This is a genomic window from Streptomyces sp. NPDC048196, from assembly GCF_040652715.1.
In the GTDB taxonomy this organism is placed as follows: domain Bacteria; phylum Actinomycetota; class Actinomycetes; order Streptomycetales; family Streptomycetaceae; genus Streptomyces; species Streptomyces siderophoricus.
The window spans coordinates 267,895-285,425 of the sequence record NZ_JBEZMM010000004.1; the positions used below are offsets into that span (position 1 = coordinate 267,895).

Annotated in this window: 17 protein-coding genes and 1 pseudogene; 9 read left to right on the top strand and 9 right to left on the bottom strand. The window is 71.9% G+C overall.

The genetic code is table 11. From position 1 onward, the window contains the following. Positions 1-98: 98 nt before the first annotated feature. Both AB0E02_RS07905 and AB0E02_RS07910 read right to left on the bottom strand, forming a co-directional pair. Positions 99-1,514 carry a HAMP domain-containing sensor histidine kinase gene (locus tag AB0E02_RS07905; RefSeq protein WP_362137127.1) on the bottom strand — a complete coding sequence of 472 codons (1,416 nt, stop codon included), beginning with the start codon at positions 1,512-1,514 and terminating at the stop codon, positions 99-101. A 16-nt stretch (positions 1,515-1,530) separates the two neighbouring features. Further along, positions 1,531-2,262: a response regulator transcription factor gene (locus tag AB0E02_RS07910; RefSeq protein ID WP_362137128.1), complete on the bottom strand. Its 732-nt coding sequence runs from the start codon at positions 2,260-2,262 to the stop codon at positions 1,531-1,533. 288 nt (positions 2,263-2,550) lie between these two features. Here AB0E02_RS07910 and AB0E02_RS07915 point away from each other — a divergent pair, with 288 nt between their 5' ends. From AB0E02_RS07915 to AB0E02_RS07950, 8 genes and pseudogenes are all read left to right on the top strand, one after another. Next, positions 2,551-3,336 (top strand): amino acid ABC transporter ATP-binding protein, encoded by a 786-nt coding sequence (locus tag AB0E02_RS07915; RefSeq protein ID WP_030416926.1) that lies wholly within the window; start codon positions 2,551-2,553, stop codon positions 3,334-3,336. A gap of 56 nt (positions 3,337-3,392) precedes the next feature. Beyond that, on the top strand, positions 3,393-4,304 hold the full coding sequence (locus AB0E02_RS07920; protein ID WP_310725428.1) for a glutamate ABC transporter substrate-binding protein: 912 nt from the start codon (positions 3,393-3,395) through the stop codon (positions 4,302-4,304). Between the two features lie 130 nt (positions 4,305-4,434). Continuing rightward, the gene (locus AB0E02_RS07925) at positions 4,435-5,082 is read left to right on the top strand and encodes an amino acid ABC transporter permease (protein WP_030416928.1); all 648 of its coding nucleotides are present in this window, start codon (positions 4,435-4,437) and stop codon (positions 5,080-5,082) included. Between the two features lie 100 nt (positions 5,083-5,182). Then, positions 5,183-6,115 carry an amino acid ABC transporter permease gene (locus tag AB0E02_RS07930; RefSeq protein WP_362137129.1) on the top strand — a complete coding sequence of 311 codons (933 nt, stop codon included), beginning with the start codon at positions 5,183-5,185 and terminating at the stop codon, positions 6,113-6,115. Positions 6,116-6,297: 182 nt separating this feature from the next. Then, a pseudogene (locus AB0E02_RS07935) lies at positions 6,298-7,971 on the top strand (FAD-dependent monooxygenase); the annotation flags it as partial. Positions 7,972-8,988: 1,017 nt separating this feature from the next. Beyond that, on the top strand, positions 8,989-9,075 hold the full coding sequence (locus AB0E02_RS07940) for a putative leader peptide (RefSeq protein ID WP_311044721.1): 87 nt from the start codon (positions 8,989-8,991) through the stop codon (positions 9,073-9,075). Between the two features lie 141 nt (positions 9,076-9,216). After that, entirely contained in the window at positions 9,217-9,726 is a 510-nt protein-coding gene (locus AB0E02_RS07945; protein WP_362137167.1) for a cysteine dioxygenase, read from the top strand. Continuing rightward, a complete protein-coding gene (locus AB0E02_RS07950; RefSeq protein ID WP_362137130.1) occupies positions 9,723-10,115 on the top strand; it encodes a rhodanese-like domain-containing protein in 393 nt (130 codons plus the stop codon). The genes AB0E02_RS07945 and AB0E02_RS07950 overlap by 4 nt, the downstream gene beginning before the upstream one ends. A gap of 605 nt (positions 10,116-10,720) precedes the next feature. Here AB0E02_RS07950 and recX read toward each other — a convergent pair. The 4 genes from recX to AB0E02_RS07970 all read right to left on the bottom strand — a co-directional run bounded on the left by recX (position 10,721) and on the right by AB0E02_RS07970 (position 14,266). After that, positions 10,721-11,401 (bottom strand): recombination regulator RecX, encoded by a 681-nt coding sequence (recX, locus tag AB0E02_RS07955; RefSeq protein WP_362137131.1) that lies wholly within the window; start codon positions 11,399-11,401, stop codon positions 10,721-10,723. A 6-nt stretch (positions 11,402-11,407) separates the two neighbouring features. Further along, positions 11,408-12,529: a recombinase RecA gene (recA, locus tag AB0E02_RS07960; protein ID WP_362137132.1), complete on the bottom strand. Its 1,122-nt coding sequence runs from the start codon at positions 12,527-12,529 to the stop codon at positions 11,408-11,410. Between the two features lie 201 nt (positions 12,530-12,730). Continuing rightward, positions 12,731-13,936: an AI-2E family transporter gene (locus tag AB0E02_RS07965; protein ID WP_362137168.1), complete on the bottom strand. Its 1,206-nt coding sequence runs from the start codon at positions 13,934-13,936 to the stop codon at positions 12,731-12,733. 135 nt (positions 13,937-14,071) lie between these two features. Next, positions 14,072-14,266 (bottom strand): DUF3046 domain-containing protein, encoded by a 195-nt coding sequence (locus AB0E02_RS07970; RefSeq protein ID WP_362137134.1) that lies wholly within the window; start codon positions 14,264-14,266, stop codon positions 14,072-14,074. Positions 14,267-14,344: 78 nt separating this feature from the next. On the opposite strand from AB0E02_RS07970, the gene AB0E02_RS07975 reads away from it, so the two are divergent. Next, entirely contained in the window at positions 14,345-15,268 is a 924-nt protein-coding gene (locus tag AB0E02_RS07975) for a hypothetical protein (protein ID WP_362137135.1), read from the top strand. A gap of 137 nt (positions 15,269-15,405) precedes the next feature. Here AB0E02_RS07975 and AB0E02_RS07980 read toward each other — a convergent pair whose 3' ends face one another. From AB0E02_RS07980 to AB0E02_RS07990, 3 genes are all read right to left on the bottom strand, one after another. Then, positions 15,406-15,714, bottom strand: a complete 309-nt coding sequence (locus tag AB0E02_RS07980; RefSeq protein ID WP_030809438.1) for an AzlD domain-containing protein — start codon at positions 15,712-15,714, stop codon at positions 15,406-15,408. Next, on the bottom strand, positions 15,711-16,499 hold the full coding sequence (locus AB0E02_RS07985; RefSeq protein ID WP_362137169.1) for an AzlC family ABC transporter permease: 789 nt from the start codon (positions 16,497-16,499) through the stop codon (positions 15,711-15,713). Before AB0E02_RS07985 ends, AB0E02_RS07980 begins: the two co-directional genes overlap by 4 nt. 90 nt (positions 16,500-16,589) lie before the next feature. Beyond that, positions 16,590-17,474, bottom strand: a complete 885-nt coding sequence (locus AB0E02_RS07990; protein WP_362137136.1) for an AraC family transcriptional regulator — start codon at positions 17,472-17,474, stop codon at positions 16,590-16,592. Between the last annotated feature and the right edge of the window lie 57 nt (positions 17,475-17,531).

Consider the following 17,531-nt stretch of genomic DNA (forward strand, 5'->3'; position numbering starts at 1 on the left):
GCCCGGGGCTACCAGCCTCCGGGCGCACACAACGTTCATGGGTACCACAACTGCAACGTCCTTCGACGGTAGCACACGGCGCCGACGGGCCGGCCGGTTCAGGGCGCGCTGCGCGGCAGCGTGACGGTGACCTCCAGCCCGTGCGGCGGGTGCGGGGCGTAGGCGATGGTGGCGCCGCCCGCGGCGAGCAGGGCGCGGGTGATCGACAGGCCGAGCCCGGAGCCGGAGACGTTCTGGTGGCGGCTGCTGCGCCAGAAGCGGTCACCGATCCGCGCCAGTTCGTCCTCGGTCAGCCCGGGGCCGCGGTCGGCCACGGTGATCCGCACCTGCGCGCCGTCCGGCGCCACCCGTACGGTCACGGGTTGGCCGGCCGGGGTGAACTTGAGGGCGTTGTCGACGACCGCGTCCAGGGCGCTGGAGAGGGCGACCGGATCGGCCCAGCCGGTGACCGCGGGCTGGCCCTCGTAGGTCAGCCGGACGCCCTTGTCGTCGGCCATCGGGCGCCAGGAGTCGACGCGTTCGGCGGCCAGCGCGGCCACGTCGGTGAGCTGGAGGTCGGCGGCGGTGTGCTCGGCCAGCGCGAGGCCCAGCAGATCGTCCAGGACCCGGGCCAGCCGTTTGCCCTCGGTGCGCACCGAGGCGATCTCCTCGTTGCCTTCGGGGAGTTCGAGGGCCAGCAGCTCTATCCGCAGCAGCAGCGCGGCCAGCGGGTTGCGCAGCTGGTGGGAGGCGTCGGCGACGAAGGCGCGCTGCTGTTCCAGCACCTCCTCGACGTGGTCGGCCATCTCGTTGAAGGAGCGGGCCAGCCGGCGCAGTTCGGGTGGCCCGGCGGTGCCGGCGACCCGGGACTTCATCCGGCCGGTGGCGATGTCGTGGCTGGCCGCGTCCAGGACCCGTACGGGCCGCAGCACCCAGCCGGTGAGCCGGAAGGCCGCGCCGACCGCGACGAGCATCGCCGCGCACTCGCCGGCCGCGATCAGCAGCCAGCCGTGCAGGATCCGGGCGCGCATCTGCCCGGTGGGCGAATCGGTCATGACCACCGCGACCACGTCGCCGTCGCGGATCACCGGCGAGGCGACCGGGATGCGGCCGTCGTCGTCCCACGGCCAGATCTGGTGCGGGTCGTGGCTGCGGCGGCCGGCCAGCGCCTCGCTGAAGGCCCGGGCGCCCTCCCCGTCGCGGGGCACCGGCATGTCCCCGGGGGCGGCGGCCATCGGGGAGCGGTCGCGGTAGAAGACGCCGGCCCGGATCCCGTACAGGCCGTAGTAGCGCGCCAGCTCCGAGCGGAGGGTGGCGCGCCGCTCGTCCTCCTCGGGCGTCTTGTCCTTGGGGTCGGCAGCGGGGCGGGCGGTGACGAACTGGGCGAGCGAGGCGAACCGGGCGGCGTCGTCGATCCGGTCGACGACCACCTTCTGCTGTTCCACGCCGGCGGTGATGACGCCGAGCGGGAGGCCGAGCGCGAGCAGCACACCGGCCATCAGGACGATGAGGAGCGGAAGGAGTCGGGTACGCACGTGCCCGCGGCGGCCTTCAGGGAGCCTGGGCGGCCGGGGCGGCCGGCACGACCAGGCGGTAGCCGACGCCGCGTACGGTCTCGATCAGGGCGGGCATGCGCAGTTTGGCGCGGAGTGAGGCGATGTGCACCTCCAGGGTCCGGCCGGTGCCCTCCCAACTCGTCCGCCACACCTCGCTGATGATCTGCTCCCGGCGGAAGACCACCCCGGGCCGCTGGGCGAGCAGTGCCAGCAGATCGAACTCCTTGCGGGTCAGCGGCACCGTTGCGCCGTCCACGGACACCTGGCGGGTGGAGAGTTCGACGGTGACCGCGCCGAGCCGCAGCGGCGCCTCGGGGGCGCCCTCCTCGGCAGGCTGCTCCGCACCGCCGGCCGACGGCACCGCGTTGCGCCGGCTGACCGCGTGGATCCGGGCCAGCAGCTCACCGGTGTCGTACGGCTTGACCACGTAGTCGTCCGCGCCCAGGTTGAGGCCGTGTATGCGCGAGCGGACGTCGGAGCGCGCGGTGACCATGATGACCGGGGTGGTGCTGATCTTGCGGATCCGGCCGCACACCTCGAAGCCGTCCTGGTCGGGCAGCCCGAGGTCGAGCAGCACCACCGCGAACGGCTCGGCGGCATCGGGCAGCAGGGCCTTGAGCGCCTCCTCACCGCTGCGCGCGTGGACGACGGACAGGCCGTGCTTGGCGAGCACGGCGGCCAGCGCCGCGGCGACGTGATCGTCGTCCTCGACCAGCAGCAGTCTCATCGGGCCTCCTTCCCGGGTGCGTACGGACAGGCCACAGGGCATCTACGGCGATGGCGGGTGCGCGCGTCAAGAGGAGGCCACCTCCCGGCCGCCATCCGTTACCCAGCCGGTACGCCGCCGGCACCGCGCCACGACGGACGCCGGCGCCTCGCCCTCTCCCCCACCACTTCACCCTGAGTGTCCCGCTGCGACCGGATCGTTATGCTCAAGTTCCCCTCAGATGTAATGACGCTGGTCGCGGGGCGTCACTAGGGTCCTCCCAACCGAGGAGGACGGAGCTGTACGCCGATGAGTGAAGTATCGGTGACCAAGAACGCCGAGGGTTCCCCGCCGGCGGGTGACCAGCTGGTCGTGCTGGACAACGTGAACAAGCACTTCGGCGCGCTGCACGTGCTCCAGGACATCGACCTGACGATCAACCGGGGCGAGGTCGTCGTCGTGATCGGGCCCTCGGGCTCCGGCAAGTCGACGCTCTGCCGCACCATCAACCGCCTGGAGACCATCGACTCCGGCAGCATCACCATCGACGGCAAGCCTCTGCCGCAGGAGGGCCGCGAACTGGCCCGGCTCCGCGCGGACGTGGGCATGGTCTTCCAGTCGTTCAACCTCTTCGCACACAAGACGGTGCTGGAGAACGTGATGCTGGGCCAGACCAAGGTCCGCAAAACGGACAAGGCGGCGGCCGAGCAGAAGGCCCGCGCCCTGCTGGACCGGGTCGGTGTCGGCACCCAGGCGGACAAGTACCCCGCACAGCTCTCCGGCGGGCAGCAGCAGCGGGTGGCGATCGCCCGCGCGCTGGCCATGGACCCGAAGGTGATGCTGTTCGACGAGCCGACCTCCGCGCTGGACCCGGAGATGATCAACGAGGTGCTGGACGTGATGCAGCAGCTCGCCCGGGACGGCATGACGATGGTCGTGGTCACCCATGAGATGGGCTTCGCGCGCTCCGCGGCGAACCGTGTGGTCTTCATGGCGGACGGCCGCATCATCGAAGAGGCCGAGCCGAACCAGTTCTTCAACAACCCGCGCAGCGACCGCGCCAAGGACTTCCTGTCGAAGATCCTCCACCACTGAGGCCGTAGTTGGGCCACCATTATTGCCAACACTTGCTGAACCAAAGGATGTTCACCATGAGGATGCTCAAGACGGCCGCGGCCGGTGCGGTGGTGCTCGCGCTGGCGGCCACGGCGACCGCCTGCGGCGGCGAGTCGGGAACGGCCGGCGACAAGCCGGCCGGCGGTGAGGTCTACAGCGGCACGTACAAGGTCGCCAAGGACGTCAAGGTCAACTCGGCGGTGCTGAAGAAGGCCCAGCAGAAGGGCCAGATCGTCATCGGCGTCAAGGCCGACCAGCCGTTCCTGGGCTACCAGGACCCCTCGTCGGGCAAGTACTCCGGCTTCGACATCGAGATCGCCAAGATGGTCGCGGCCGACCTGGGCTTCTCGGAGAAGCAGATCAAGTTCAGCACGGTCGACTCCAACGTCCGTGAGACCAAGATCTCCGGGCACGACGTCGACTACTACGTCGGCACCTACACGATCAACGACGAGCGCAAGAAGCAGGTCGGCTTCGCGGGCCCGTACTACACCGCGGGCGCGGACCTCCTGGTGCGCAAGGACGAGAAGGGCATCACCGGCCCCGACACGCTCCGCGGCAAGACGGTCTGCTCGATCACCGGCTCCACGCCGCTCCAGGAGATCAAGAAGCTCAAGTACGGCGCCAAGACGATCGAACTGGGCAAGTACTCGGACTGCGTGAAGAAGCTGATCGACGGCGACGTCGACGCGGTCACCACCGACGACGCGATCCTCAAGGGCTACGCGGCCCAGCGCCCGACGAAGCTCCGCGTGGTGAACAAGCCGTTCACCAAGGAGCCCTACGGCGTCGGCATGGACAAGAACGACAAGGCCCTGCGCGACGCGATCACCAAGGCGCTGGAGAACCACATCAGCAACGGCGACTACAAGAAGGCTTACCAGGGCACCCTCGGCAAGTCCGGGTCGGCCTACGTCGCCCCGCAGACGCCGCTGCCGCGGTACTGAGGCGCCGGACCGCTCCTCCTGACCGCGCCGCCCCGTACGCCCGCCGTGGCCGGGTGTGCGGGGCGCGCTGTCTTCACCCCGTCCTTCCCTTCCCCGCCGTCGACCCGATGACCGCTACCGCGGAGACCCCATGAACGTACTCCTCGATCATCTGCCCGAGTTCCGGGACGGGTTCCTCGGAACCCTGGCGATCACCGCGGCGAGCGCGGTGATCGCCCTGGTGCTCGGCGTCCTCATAGCCGGATTCCGGGTCTCTCCGATCCCGCCGTTGCGCGCGTTCGGAACGGCCTGGGTCACGCTGCTGCGCAACACCCCGCTGACGCTGCTCTTCCTGGTCGCGATGTTCGTCGTGCCCCAGGTGCTCTTCAAGGGACTGAGCCCCTTCGTGCTGGCCATGCTGGCGCTGGGCTTCTACACCTCCTCGTTCGTGTGCGAAGCGGTGCGCTCCGGCATCAACACCGTGCCGCTGGGGCAGGCGGAGGCCGCGCGCAGCCTCGGGATGACGTTCTCGCAGACCCTGCGCCTGATCGTCCTGCCGCAGGCCACCCGCACCGTGCTGCCGCCGCTGAGCAGCATCTTCATCGCGCTCACGAAGAACTCCGCCATCGCGGGCGCGTTCAGCGTCACCGAGCTGTTCGGCTTCGCCAAGCTGCTCAGCGACCAGGGGTACGCGATCGCCTGGATCTTCCTGTGGGTCGCACTCGCCTACCTCGTCATCACCTTCGCCATCAGCGGTGCCTTCCGGCTGCTGGAGCGCCGGATGGGGGTCGCCCGGTGAACGGACGCGACATGGGGGTCCCCCCGGCCGTAGACCGGGGCAGGAACGACAGCACGTGGGTGCCACGCGCAGGCGGGGCGGAACGAAGTGAGGTAACGGCATGAGTGGGGCCAGCGTTCTCTACGACGTCCCCGGGCCGAAGGCGAAGGTGCGCAACCGCGTCTACACCGTCCTCGGTGGGCTCGTGGTACTCGCCCTGATCGGGTTCGTCGTGATGCGGCTCAACGCGACGGGCCAGTTCGAGCCCGAGCGGTGGGACATCTTCAACAACGCGGGGGTGCGCACCAACATCCGCAACGGCCTGCTGACGACCCTTGAGGTCTTCGCGGTCGCCGCGGTGCTCTCCCTGCTCCTCGGCATCCTGCTGGCGGTCGGGCGGCTGTCGGACCACAAGCCCGTGCGCTGGCTGGCGACCGGGTTCATCGAACTCTTCCGCGCCGTCCCGCTGCTGATCACCATCTACGTGATCTGGGTCCTGCTGCTCACCAACCGCGACGCGCTCGGCCTCTCCGGCGACCAGCCGCAGTTCTGGGCCCTGGTCATCGGACTGACGGTCTACAACGGCTCGGTCCAGGCCGAGGTGCTCCGGGCCGGCATCAACTCCGTACCCAAGGGCCAGAGTGAGGCCGCCTACGCCCTGGGCATGAGCAAGACCCAGGTCATGACGACCGTGCTGATCCCGCAGGCCGTCCGCGCGATGCTGCCGACGATCATCAGCCAGCTCGTGGTGACGCTGAAGGACACCTCCCTCGGCTACATCATCACGTTCGAGGAACTGCTCTACACCGCCCGCCTGATGAGCACCAACATCCTCGTCAACGGCGAGGACACCTACGTCCCGTTCATCATCGTCACCGGCTCCCTCTACGTCGCGATGTGCCTGGCGCTGTCCGCCCTCGCCAACTGGATCGAGCGGCGCGGCCGGCGGGCGAAGACCGGGATCGGCGTGGCGGCGGCCGGCGAGCCGGTGACCGCCACCGACGCCCTGGAGACCGCGGCTCCGGCCGACGTCCCGGCGGACGCGAAGGACTGACGGTACGACGGCCCGCGCGGCCGGTACGGAACCGTCCGGAGGCGGTGGCAACGGCGCCACCGCCTCCGTCACTTGACGCGAGCGGCCGCAGTGGGTTGCATACGCTGTGTGATCACGCACCGGGCTCCAACTGCCAGTCCCCGCATGTCCCGTACGTACCAGCGGTCCCGGGGAGCAGCGCCGTGGACCCGGTGATCGTCGCCGGGGGCGGCCCGGTCGGCCTCTCCCTCGCGCTCGCCCTCGCCCGGCTCGGCGTTCCCTCGATCGTCCTCGACGAGACCTCCGGCCAGGAGGACACCCGGCCCGCCCGCACCGCCGTCCTCCGCGAGGACACCGCGGCGTTCGTCGGCCGGCTCGGCTGCGCCGCCACTCTGGAGTCCGCCGGCACCCGCTGGACGGCCTGGCGGATCATGCGCCGCCGGCGCCTGGTGGAACGCGTCGCCTTCGCCCCGCACACCACCGACGACGCGGCCGGCCCCGCCGCCACCTCCCCGGTGCACCTCCCCCAGCACGCCCTCACCCGCGCACTGCGCGCCGCACTGGAACGCGAGAAGCTCGCCGAGGTCGTCACCGGCAGCCGGCTGACCGACCTCGAACAGGACGAGCACGGCATCAGCGCCCACACCCGTGGCCCCAACGGGACGTGGTGGCGCGGGAGTTACCTCATCGGCTGCGACGGCCCGCGGTCGACCGTGCGCAAGCTGCTGGACATCCGCTTCCCCGGCCGGACGGCCGTCGAGCGGCATGCGGTGGCCGCCCTGCGCTGCGAACTCCCCTGGCCGGGCGAGGCCCTGCTGCACCGCTCACCACCCCGGCAGGGCGGCACACCGGGCAGCGAGGTCTCCGCCCGTCCGCTGGCCGACGGCGTCTGGCGGCTGGACTGGCTGCTTCCGCCGGGCCGCGAACTGGTCACCCCGGACGCCCTGGTCGCCCGGATCCGCGACTCGCTGGCCGGCTGGACCACCGAATACCCGGTCGAGGCCGGCGACGTCGTCCCGGGATCCGGCGTGGACGGGGGTGGCGCCCGTGGTTCCGGCCACGGCCGGCTGGTCCCCCCGTACGAACTCCTCGACACCGGCGTCCACACCGTGCACCACCGGCTGGCCCGCTGCTGGCGGCAGGGCCGCGCCTTCCTCGCCGGGGACGCCGCGCACCTGATGGGCGCGCTCGGCACCCAAGGGCTGGACGAGGGGCTGCGGGACGCCGAGAACCTCGCCTGGAAGCTGGGGCTGGCCTGGCACCACGGAGCCACCGAAATGCTGCTCGACAGCTACCAGGCCGAGCGGCGGGGCGCGGTCGCGGCCCGGCTGCGCGCCGCCGACCAGGCGCTGCCGCTGCTGCGGGACGGCCGCTCGGCCCGCTGGCGCACCGTCCTGCCCGGCGCCGCGCGCGGCCGCAGCACCCTGCTGACCGACGGCCACCTGGGCCGCGGCCCGCTGGGCGCCCCACCGGTGTACGCCCGCACGCCGCTGGCACCGCCCGCCCCGCACACCGCCGGACCACTCGTCGAGACACCGCCGGGAGCACCGGTGACGGACGTCCCGGTGACCGCACCGGACGGTTCGGTGGTACGGCTGCGCACCCGCCTGGGGCGCGGGCTGCTGGTGGTACTCGTGGCGCCCGGCACCACCGTCTGGGACCGCCGGCACTGGCAGTCGGCGGGCCTCATGCCCCGGCTGAGCAGCGCCGCCGCGGCGCTCCCGATGCCCGCCGAGGTCCTGGTCACCGAGTCCTACCCGGGCGCCGCCGCCCACACCGTCCTCCTCGTACGCCCCGACGGCCACCTGGCCACCGCCCTCGCCCCCGGCATCCGCCCGACCGAACTCCACGCCTGCGCGGAAGCGGTCCGGGGCGGCACACCTGACGGCGACTCGGGCGTCGCGGGGGCTTACGGGCGGGTGGGGACTGGGGGGCCTGCGGGGTCGGTGGGTTCGGTGGGGGCTGGGGGGTCTGCAGGGTCGGTGGGGTCTGCAGGGTCGGTGGGGTCGGTGGGTGTGCAGAGGGTGGGGGATGTTGAGGGGGTGCTTGGGGGTGCCGATGCGGGGGGCGGTTCCGGGGGCGGATCTGGGGTCGGATCTGGGGGGAGTTCCGGGGCTCGGGAGGGTGGCGGCGCTGGGGGTGGTGGCGGCGTTGGGGGTGGTGGCGGCGCTGGGGATGGTGGCGGCGCTGGGGATGGTGCCGGCGCTGGGGGTGGGGGCCGGGAGGGTGCCCAGGCTGGGGAGGGTGTCGGAGTTGGGGATGGCGCCTGGGAGGGTGCCCAGGCTGGCGAGAGTGCCGGGGTTGGGGATGACGCCTGGGAGGGGGTCCGCGCTGGCGACGGTGTCGGCATTGGGGACGACCCCTGGGAGGGTGCCGGCGCTGGCGAGGATGCCGGCGTTGGAGATGGCGCCTGGGACGGTGCCGGCGTTGGCGAGGGTGCTCGGGTCGAGGAGGAGTACTGGGGAACGGCCGGAGGGGCAGGCGCAGACGGGAACGGGGGCGAGCCGGGCTCCGGTGCCGGAACCGACCCCGGAACCGACTCGGGGGCCGCCCCGGGACCCGACTCCGGAACCGCTCCTGGAACCGACCCGGGAACGAGCGCCGGCGGGGGTCCGGGAGCGAGCACCGGGGTGGACACCTGAGCGGGCGCCCGAGGGAGCCACGGACTGAGCACCGACGCAGGGAGCCACCCCGATCTCCCGGTTCCCCCCGCCAGTCGACCCCACCAGTGGACCCGATCAGTCGACCCGTCCAATTGGCCTGTCCAGCTGGTCTATCCAGCTGGTCTGCCCAGCCGACTCAGCCATGTGACTTGCGCAGTCGACTCGTCAGTTGACTCCTGCAGTTGACTCGTGCGGTTGACCCATTCCGAACCAGCGTGCTTCACTCCGAGAATGACTGACCACAGCTCGCGATTCTGGCGGAGGGTCCATCTGGACCTGGTCCGCTATGCGGGCTGCATGTGTCGTCCGTCCTGTTGATCCGCATTTTCTCCCCCGCGCGGCCGCCTGCCCCTGTCCGGCAGCCGCGCCTCTTCGCGATCACTCAGGACGGTTTCCGTGCCCGACGTACGTACCTCCGCGCGCCCGCACACCCCCGGCGATGACACCCCCACCAACTACATCGCCGACAAGGACAGCGGACCCAGCGCCTCCGCCCTCCTCGACTTCGTCCGCCGTACCGCCGCGGACCCGGCACTCATCGCCTCGCTGCCGCTCGACCCGGAAGGCCGGACGTGGATCCGGCTGGACGGGCCGGGCGGCAGCGAGGCCTGGCTGATCGGCTGGCCGCCCGGCACCGGCACCGGCTGGCACGACCACGGCGGCTCACACGGTGCGTTCGCCACGGCGACGGGCGAGCTGACGGAGCAGTCGCTCGCCGCCCAACTGCCCACCGAGGGCTGGAAAACCCTGGAACTCGCCGACGGCGTCGACCGGAAACGCACACTCGGCGACGGCCGCGGCCGGGCCTTCGGCCCGCACCACGTCCACCAGGTCCTCAACACCTCGCCGGACACCCACGCGGTCTCCGTGCACGCCTACTACCCACCGCTGCCGCTGATGCGCCGCTATAGCCGCACCGGCCAGGTACTGCGCCTGGAAGAGGTCGAGCGCCCGGAGGAGTGGACATGAGCGCCATCGACGCCCTTCTCGCCGATGCCCGCCGCCAATTGGGCCGACGGATCGACCCGGAGGAGGCGGCCGCCGTCCAGCGGGCGGGCGGCTTGCTCGTCGACATCCGTTACGCCGAACTACGCGACCGCGACGGCACCATCCCCGGTGCCCTGATCGTGGAACGCAACGAGCTGGAGTGGCGCCTGGACCCCACCGGCGCACACCGGGCCCCGGAAGCGACCCACCACGATCTGCCCGTCGTGGTGATCTGCAACGAGGGCTACGCCTCCAGCCTCGCCGCCCTCTCCCTCCGCCACCTCGGCCTCCACCGAGCCACCGACCTCACCGGCGGCTTCCAAGCCTGGCGCGCAGCCGGCCTGCCGGTCGAGGGCGAGAACGCGAGATGAGATGGAGGATGAAAACCCGAGATGAGGTGGAGGATGAGGGCCGCACGAGCCGTGATGCGGGGCAGGTGAGAGCGGGGCTTCGGTAGGGGGCGCTTCATGAGGGGGTGGGGGATGCGGGCCTTCCTCTCCCCGGGGGCCCCGCCCCGCCCCCACCCACCCCGCTCCCCCTCCCCCACTTCCGCACGCAGGCGTGACCGACGCAGGTCGCTGGCGGTGGCGGTGGCGGTGCCAGATCCCACGGCCATCCCTCAGCGCTGATCACATCCGAAGCCCAACCGTCCCCGAACCCCACCTCACCTCAGGGTCACGACACTCCAGGCCACGACACTCCAGGTCGTGATACGCAAGGTCATGACACTCAAGGTCAGGCCAGGAGTAGGCCTCGCTCAGGTCCGCTCCACGTCGCCCCACACCGGCCCGCTCCGCCCCGGCTCGGCCCGCTCCGGCGGCCCGGCCCGCTCCACTCCGGCCCAGCCCGGTCCGCTCCGGCTCGGTCGGCTCCGGCCCGCTCCACTCCGGCCCAGCCCAGTCCGCTCCGGCCCGGCCCAGCCCGGTCGGCTCCGGCTCGGTCGGCTCCGGCTCGGCCCGGCCCGGTCCAGCCCCGATCAGTCTTCCCGCAGATGCTCCTCCAGGAGGTCAGGGTCCTCGCCCTCTTCCTCCAGGGCCTGTCTCACCACGCGGAGGGCCAGGCCCTCCGGGTAGCCCTTGCGGGCCAGCATGCCCGCCAGGCGGCGCAGGCGTTTCTCGCGGTCCAGGCCCCTGGTCGTGCGCAGCTTGCGGTCGACCAGTTCGCGGGCGGTGGACTCCTCCTGCTCGGAATCGAGGCGGCCGACCGCCTCATCGATCAGTGCGGAGTCCACGCCCTTCGTACGCAGCTCCCGGGCCAGGGCCCGCCGGGCCAGGCCGCGCCCGTGATGGCGGGACTCCACCCAGGCGTCGGCGAAGGCCGCGTCGTTGATCAGTCCGACGTCCTCGAAGCGGGACAGCACGTCCTGCGCGGCCTCATCGGGGATGCCACGCCGGCGCAAGGCATCGCCGAGCTGTTTACGGGTACGCGGACTCCCGGTGAGCAGGCGCAGGCAGATGGCCCGCGCCTGCTCCTCGGGCGTACGCGGTGGTCCCGCCTCGGCCCTCGACGAGGCGGGTTCGCCCTCGCCGGAGGCGAGAGCGGAACCACCGCCGTTCTCACGGCCGCGGCCGCCCCTGCGGCCGCTACGGGTCTCGGCGTCACCGGCAGCGCTGTGGATCCCCTCCGCGCTGCCCGGCCATTCCGTTCGCCGTGTCATGGCGGGCTAGCTCTTGGCCGCGGCGGCCTTGGAACCCTTGGCGCTCTTCGTCGCCGCGGCCGGAGCCGCCGGGGCCGCGTCGGTCGCCGCGCCCGCGGCGTCCGCGCCGGGCTCCGCCGTCGGGTCCTGCGGCTTGACGCCGATGCCGAGCTTCTCCTTGATCTTCTTCTCGATCTCGTTGGCGAGATCGGGGTTGTCCTTGAGGAAGTTGCGGGCGTTCTCCTTGCCCTGTCCGAGCTGGTCGCCCTCGTACGTGTACCAGGCGCCGGACTTGCGGATGAAGCCGTGCTCCACGCCCATGTCGATCAGGCCGCCCTCGCGGCTGATGCCCTGGCCGTAGAGGATGTCGAACTCGGCCTGCTTGAAGGGTGGCGAGACCTTGTTCTTGACGACCTTGACGCGGGTGCGGTTGCCCACGGCTTCGGTGCCGTCCTTGAGGGTTTCGATGCGGCGGATGTCCAGGCGGACCGAGGCGTAGAACTTCAGGGCCCGGCCACCGGTCGTGGTCTCCGGCGAGCCGAACATCACGCCGATCTTCTCGCGGAGCTGGTTGATGAAGATCGCCGTGGTCTTGGACTGGTTGAGCGCGCTGGTGATCTTGCGCAGGGCCTGGCTCATCAGCCGGGCCTGGAGGCCGACGTGGGAGTCGCCCATCTCGCCCTCGATCTCGGCCCGCGGCACCAGGGCGGCGACGGAGTCGATCACGATGAGGTCGAGCGCACCGGAGCGGACCAGCATGTCCGTGATCTCCAGGGCCTGCTCGCCGTTGTCCGGCTGGGAGAGGATCAGGGCGTCGGTGTCCACACCGAGCTTCTTGGCGTACTCGGGGTCGAGCGCGTGCTCGGCGTCGATGAACGCGACGGAGCCGCCGGCCCGCTGGGCGTTCGCGACCGCGTGGAGGGTCAGGGTCGTCTTACCGGAGGATTCCGGGCCGTAGACCTCGATGACGCGGCCTCGGGGGAGGCCGCCGACGCCCAAGGCGACGTCGAGGGCGGTGGATCCGGTGGGGATGACCTCGATGGGCTCCTTCGACCGCTCCCCCATGCGCATCACTGCGCCCTTGCCGAATTGCCGTTCAATCTGTGCGAGCGCGGCGTCCAGCGCCTTCTCGCGGTCAGTGCCTGCCATGGGTTCCACCCGATTTGCTTGAGTCGATCGCTTCACGTCCATGACGCTAACGCCTGCCACTGACAATGCGCCCGGACCCGGCTCCGGCCTGTGGATAACTTCGCGAAAACCCCGGAATCACGGGCCGGATCTCCCATGAGAATAGCTGTTCGATTTTTGTGTCAAGCGCCACGCCCCGCCATGTGCCCGCGGTCCGCGATGTCAGCCCGCGTCGGGCGTGCCCTGTTGTGCGGCGGCGTCCCCGTCGGCCGAGTCCTTGTCCTGGCCCGCCGGCTCCATCCCGTCGGGCCGTTCCTCGTTGCGCTCGGCGGCGTGCCGCACGCGGGCGAGGAGGTCGGCGGCGCGTCGGCGGCGGGCCTTGCCGTGGACCCGAAGGTCGTCGGGCACGGCGTAGCGCTTGACGTACGCGCCGAGGAACGCCTGCAGGGTGGCCGTGGCCGGGATGGCGATCAGTGCGCCCACCGCGCCCATGAGGGCCGTGCCGGCGACGACCGATCCGAAGGCGACGGCGGGATGGATGTCCACCGTCTTGGCGGTGATCCGCGGCTGGAGGAGGTAGTTCTCGAACTGCTGGTAGATCACGACGAAGCCGAAGACCCACAGGGCGTGCCAGGGGTCGACGGTGAAGGCGATCAGGATCGGCAGCGCGCCCGCGAGGTACGTGCCGATGGTCGGGATGAACTGGGAGACCAGGCCCACCCACATGCCCAGCGCCGGGGCGTACGGCACGCCCATCAGCTCCAGCAGGACGTAGTGCGCAAGGCCGGAGATGAGGGCCATCAGGCCGCGCGAGTAGAGGTACCCGCCGGTCTTGGCGACGGCGATCTCCCAGGCGCGCAGCACCTCCTCCTGGCGGCGGGGCGGGAGGACGGAGCACAGCGCGCGGCGCAGCCGGGGGCCGTCGGCGGCGAAGTAGAACGAGAAGAGGGCGACGGTCAGGAGGTTGAACAGGCTGCCCAGCACGGTCGCGGAGACGGCGAGGACGTTGTTGGCGCTGTCCTGGACGTACTTCTGCAGCCAGTCGGACCGGAGCAGGTTGTTCTGCACCTCGACCCGGGAGAGGTGGGTGTGCAGGGTGCTGTTGATCCAGCTGATGACGGAGTCGAGGTACTGCGGGAATTCCTCGACCATGGTGGCTATCTGGCCGGCGAGCATCGAGCCCAGCAGCGCGAAGAAGCCGGCCGCGGCGACGAGGGCGCTGAGGAAGACCAGGCCGGTGGCGAGGCCGCGCCGCATACCGCGGGCCGCCATCCAGGAGACGGCCGGTTCGACGGCGAGCGCCAGGAAGAACGCGATCAGCACGTTCAGCAGCAGCGAGATGAGCTGGTGGAATCCCCAGGTGGCGAGCTGGAAGCAGGCCACGAGCGCGAGCGCGAGCACCATGGCGCGCGGCAGCCAGCGCGGCATCCGGGCGTCGGACCGGGCGTCCGGCCGGTCCTCGGAGCGGGGGACGTCGTTGCTGGTGATCTCATCAGACACAGGCACGAAGCCAAGTGTCGCGCACCGCGCCGACTGCTCCGGCCGTGTTCGGGTACAGCCGCTTCAGCGCTTCTCGGGCGGCACGTCCATGACGGCGCAGACCACCCGCCACACCTCTTTGGCGCTCCACCCGGCGTTGAGCGCCTCGTGGACGGTCCGGCCGCCGAGATCGGACATCACGTAGTCGCGCGCGAAGGAGTCGGCGTACGTCGCGCCGAAATGATCCGCCATCCGCTGCCAGAAGACCGTCAACCGCATGCCTCCAGTATCCCGCCCTGGGCTGGCAGGGATGCCCGAGCCGGTGCCGCCGGAGGGTTTCGCCCCTACGGTCGGGCCATGGCCGAAAACGTAAGACCTCCTTCGACTCCCCTGGCGCGTGCGGAGCGATTCATCTGGCTGACCGCCCGGGTGCTCGAACAGCGGCTCTTCGAGTACGACTTCCTCGGCGGCGGTGCGGACCCGGTGGAGACCGCGCTCGCCGCGTACCGCAACGACGACGACGGCTTCGGCCACGCCCTGCAGCCCGATCTGCGCGGGCCCGTGAGCCAGCCGCTGCACACCGCGCACGCCTTGAAGATCCTGGATCTGATCGGGCGCTGTGACGGCCGTCAGGTGGAGCGGATCTGCCGCTATCTGACGAAGATCTCGACTCCCGAGGGAGCGCTGCCCGCGCTGCACCCCTCCCAGCGTGGTTACCCGGCCGCCCCGTGGATCCCGGTGGTCGACGATCCGCCGAGCGCGCTCCTGGCGACCGGCCCGGTGGTGGGCACGCTGCACCGCAACGAGGTGTGGCACGCCTGGCTCTTCCGGGCCACGGACTACTGCTGGGCGGCGGTGGAGTCGCTGAAGGGCACCCATCCGTACGAGGTGGAGGCGGCGCTGGCGTTCCTGGACGGTGCGCCGGACCGGCCGCGGGCCGCCGCGGCGGCCGAGCGGCTGGGGCGGCTGGTCAGGGAGGAGGGCCTGGTGCTGCTGGATCCGGGGCGGGCGGCCGATGTCCCGGTGGCGCCGGGGTACGCGCCCGGGGAGCACCACTTCGCGTACGACTATGCGCCGTCACCCGGTTCCCTGGCCCGTGGCTGGTTCTCCGACGAGGAGATGGACCGGGCCCTGGACCACCTCCTGGCGCTCCAGGAGGAGGACGGCGGCTGGCCGGTGAACTGGCGGGTCTGGGCGCCGGGGACGGCGCTGGAGAGCCGCCCGATGGTGACGCTGAAGGCGCTGCGGACCTTGCGGGCGTACGGCCGGCAGCTGGACTGAGCGACCGGTGCGGGCCGGTCGTCCCTGCCGGGCCCGGACCTCTTGGGTGAGCATGCGGGTGGCCCCTCCCCCGGGGGCCGCCCGCTGCTGTGTGCGCCCGCCGCCCGGGCGAAGGGCGCGTCCGCCGGCCCGGGGCGTCAGCCGCCCAGTGCCCGTACGCCTGCCGTGACGGCCACGGCGACGCCGACGACCAGCAGGAACGGCGCGCGCAGGGCGAGCGCGACGGCCGCGGCGGCCACGCCTGCGGCCTTGGCGTCGAGCATCAGGTGGTGGCCGTCGCTGAAGGTCTGCTGTGCGGTGAGCGCGGCCAGCAGGGCCACCGGGAGCAGCGCGGCCAGCCGCTTGACGAGCGGGCGTTCCAGGACGCCGGCGGGCGCCGACAGGCCGAGGTACTTGACCAGGTAGCAGCCGACGGCGGTGGCGGCGATGGCGATCCAGACGTTCATGCCCGCTTCTCCTCGGTGGCGGGGCGGCCCTGCGCGTCGCCCGGGTGTGTCGTGTCGTCGTCGGCGCCCTTCGTCCGTGCGCGGCGGCCCTGTACGACGAGGACGGCGGGGGCGGCGAGCGCCGAGAGCAGGACCGGTACCCCGGTGGGCAGCAGCGGCAGTGTGGTCATGACCAGGACGACGGCGAGGCCGGCCGCCACCCGCTCGACGGTGCTCCGCAGCATCGGTGCGAGCAGTGCCAGGAAGACCGCGGGGCTGGCCGCGTCCAGGCCCCAGGCGTCGGTGTCGCCGAGCGCCTCGGCCCCGAGGGCGCCGATGAAGGTGGTGAGGTTCCACAGGGCGTAGAGGCTCAGGCCGGTGACGGTGAAGCCGAGCCGGGCGCTGCGGCGGTCCGGCTGGGCCAGGGTGACGGCGGTGGTTTCGTCGATGACCCAGTGGGCGGCGAAGGGCCGGACCGCCGCCCGGTGGCCGAGGACGGCGGAGAGCCGCAGTCCGTAGAAGGCGTTGCGCACGCCGAGGAAGAAGGCCCCGGCGGCGGCGGTGAGCGGGTTGCCGCCCGCGGCGAGTGCGCCGACCAGGGCGAACTGTGAGGCGCCGGTGAACACGAGCAGGCTCAGTGCGCAGGTCTGGAGCAGGGTGAGGCCGGCGCCGGCCGAGGTCACGCCGAAGGCGAACCCGGAGAGGCCGACGGCGATGCCGACGCCGAGGGCGTCCCGGATGACGGCGGAGTCGGGTTTGGCGGGCCGTGCCGGTTCCGGCGGCGCGGCCTCTCCGGTGGGGCGTATGTCTGTCTGTTCTGCCACGTCCGGGACCTTAGGCGGGGGCGTTCCCGGTGGTCTTGTACGTTCTTGCGCCTCCTGCCGGGCGCGGGCGGCTCAGAGGGCGCGTTCTTTGCGGTACGCGCCGGGCGGTACCCCGACGATCCGGGTGAAGTGGCGGTTCAGGTGCGGCTGGTCGGTGAAGCCGACCGCGACGGCGGTGTCGGCGGGCGGGTGGCCGGCCTCCAGGAGGGTGCGGGCCCGGCGGACCCGGGCGTCGGTGAGCCAGGTGTGCGGGGGCATTCCGTAGGCGGCCTTGAAGGCCCGCAGCAGGGCGAACGGGCTGGTGCCGAGATCGTGTGCCAGCTGTTCCAGGGTGGGCGGGTCGGCCATCCGGTCCTCCAGTACGGCACGGGCGCGGACCGCGGTGCGCGCGCCCGCGCTGCGCGGGGTGCGTGCCGGGAGGGGGCCTCCGTAGCTGCGCAGCAGCCGGGCGACGGTGAGGCGCAGCAGGCTGTCGGCGGCGAGCGCGTTGCCCGCCTCGGCGGCCCGGTGGACGTCGGTGATCATGCGGGCGAGCCGGGGGTCCTCGGCGACGGTTTCGGTGAAGCCGGCGGTGCCGCGCAGGGCGGTGGTCTCGTCGGCTATCTCGGCGACGATGTCGGACGACGGGTAGAGGGTGGCGTAGGTCCAGCCTTCGGGGGCGCCGGCCCGCGCGGTGTGGGCGACCTCGGGGTTGATCATGATGATGCCGCCGTGGCCGGCCCGGACGGTGCCCTTCTGGAGGCCGACCTCCTCGATGCCGGAGGTGACCGCGCAGACGACGTAGCCGTCGTGGGCGTGGCGGGGGAAGGCGTGCCGTACGTAGCGGGCGCGCAGCAGGTCGAGGCCGGGCAGGCCGGGGTAGCGCCAGTGCCGGGCCCATTCCCCGCGCGCCCGCGGTGTGGCGTCGGCGCCGGGTGCGCCGTCCGCGGTCGCGTCGTCGCCGCTGACCGTGATCATGTCTCCATTCTGCGTCCGGATCGCACGCCCGTGACCTGGGGGTCCGAGGCGTGGACG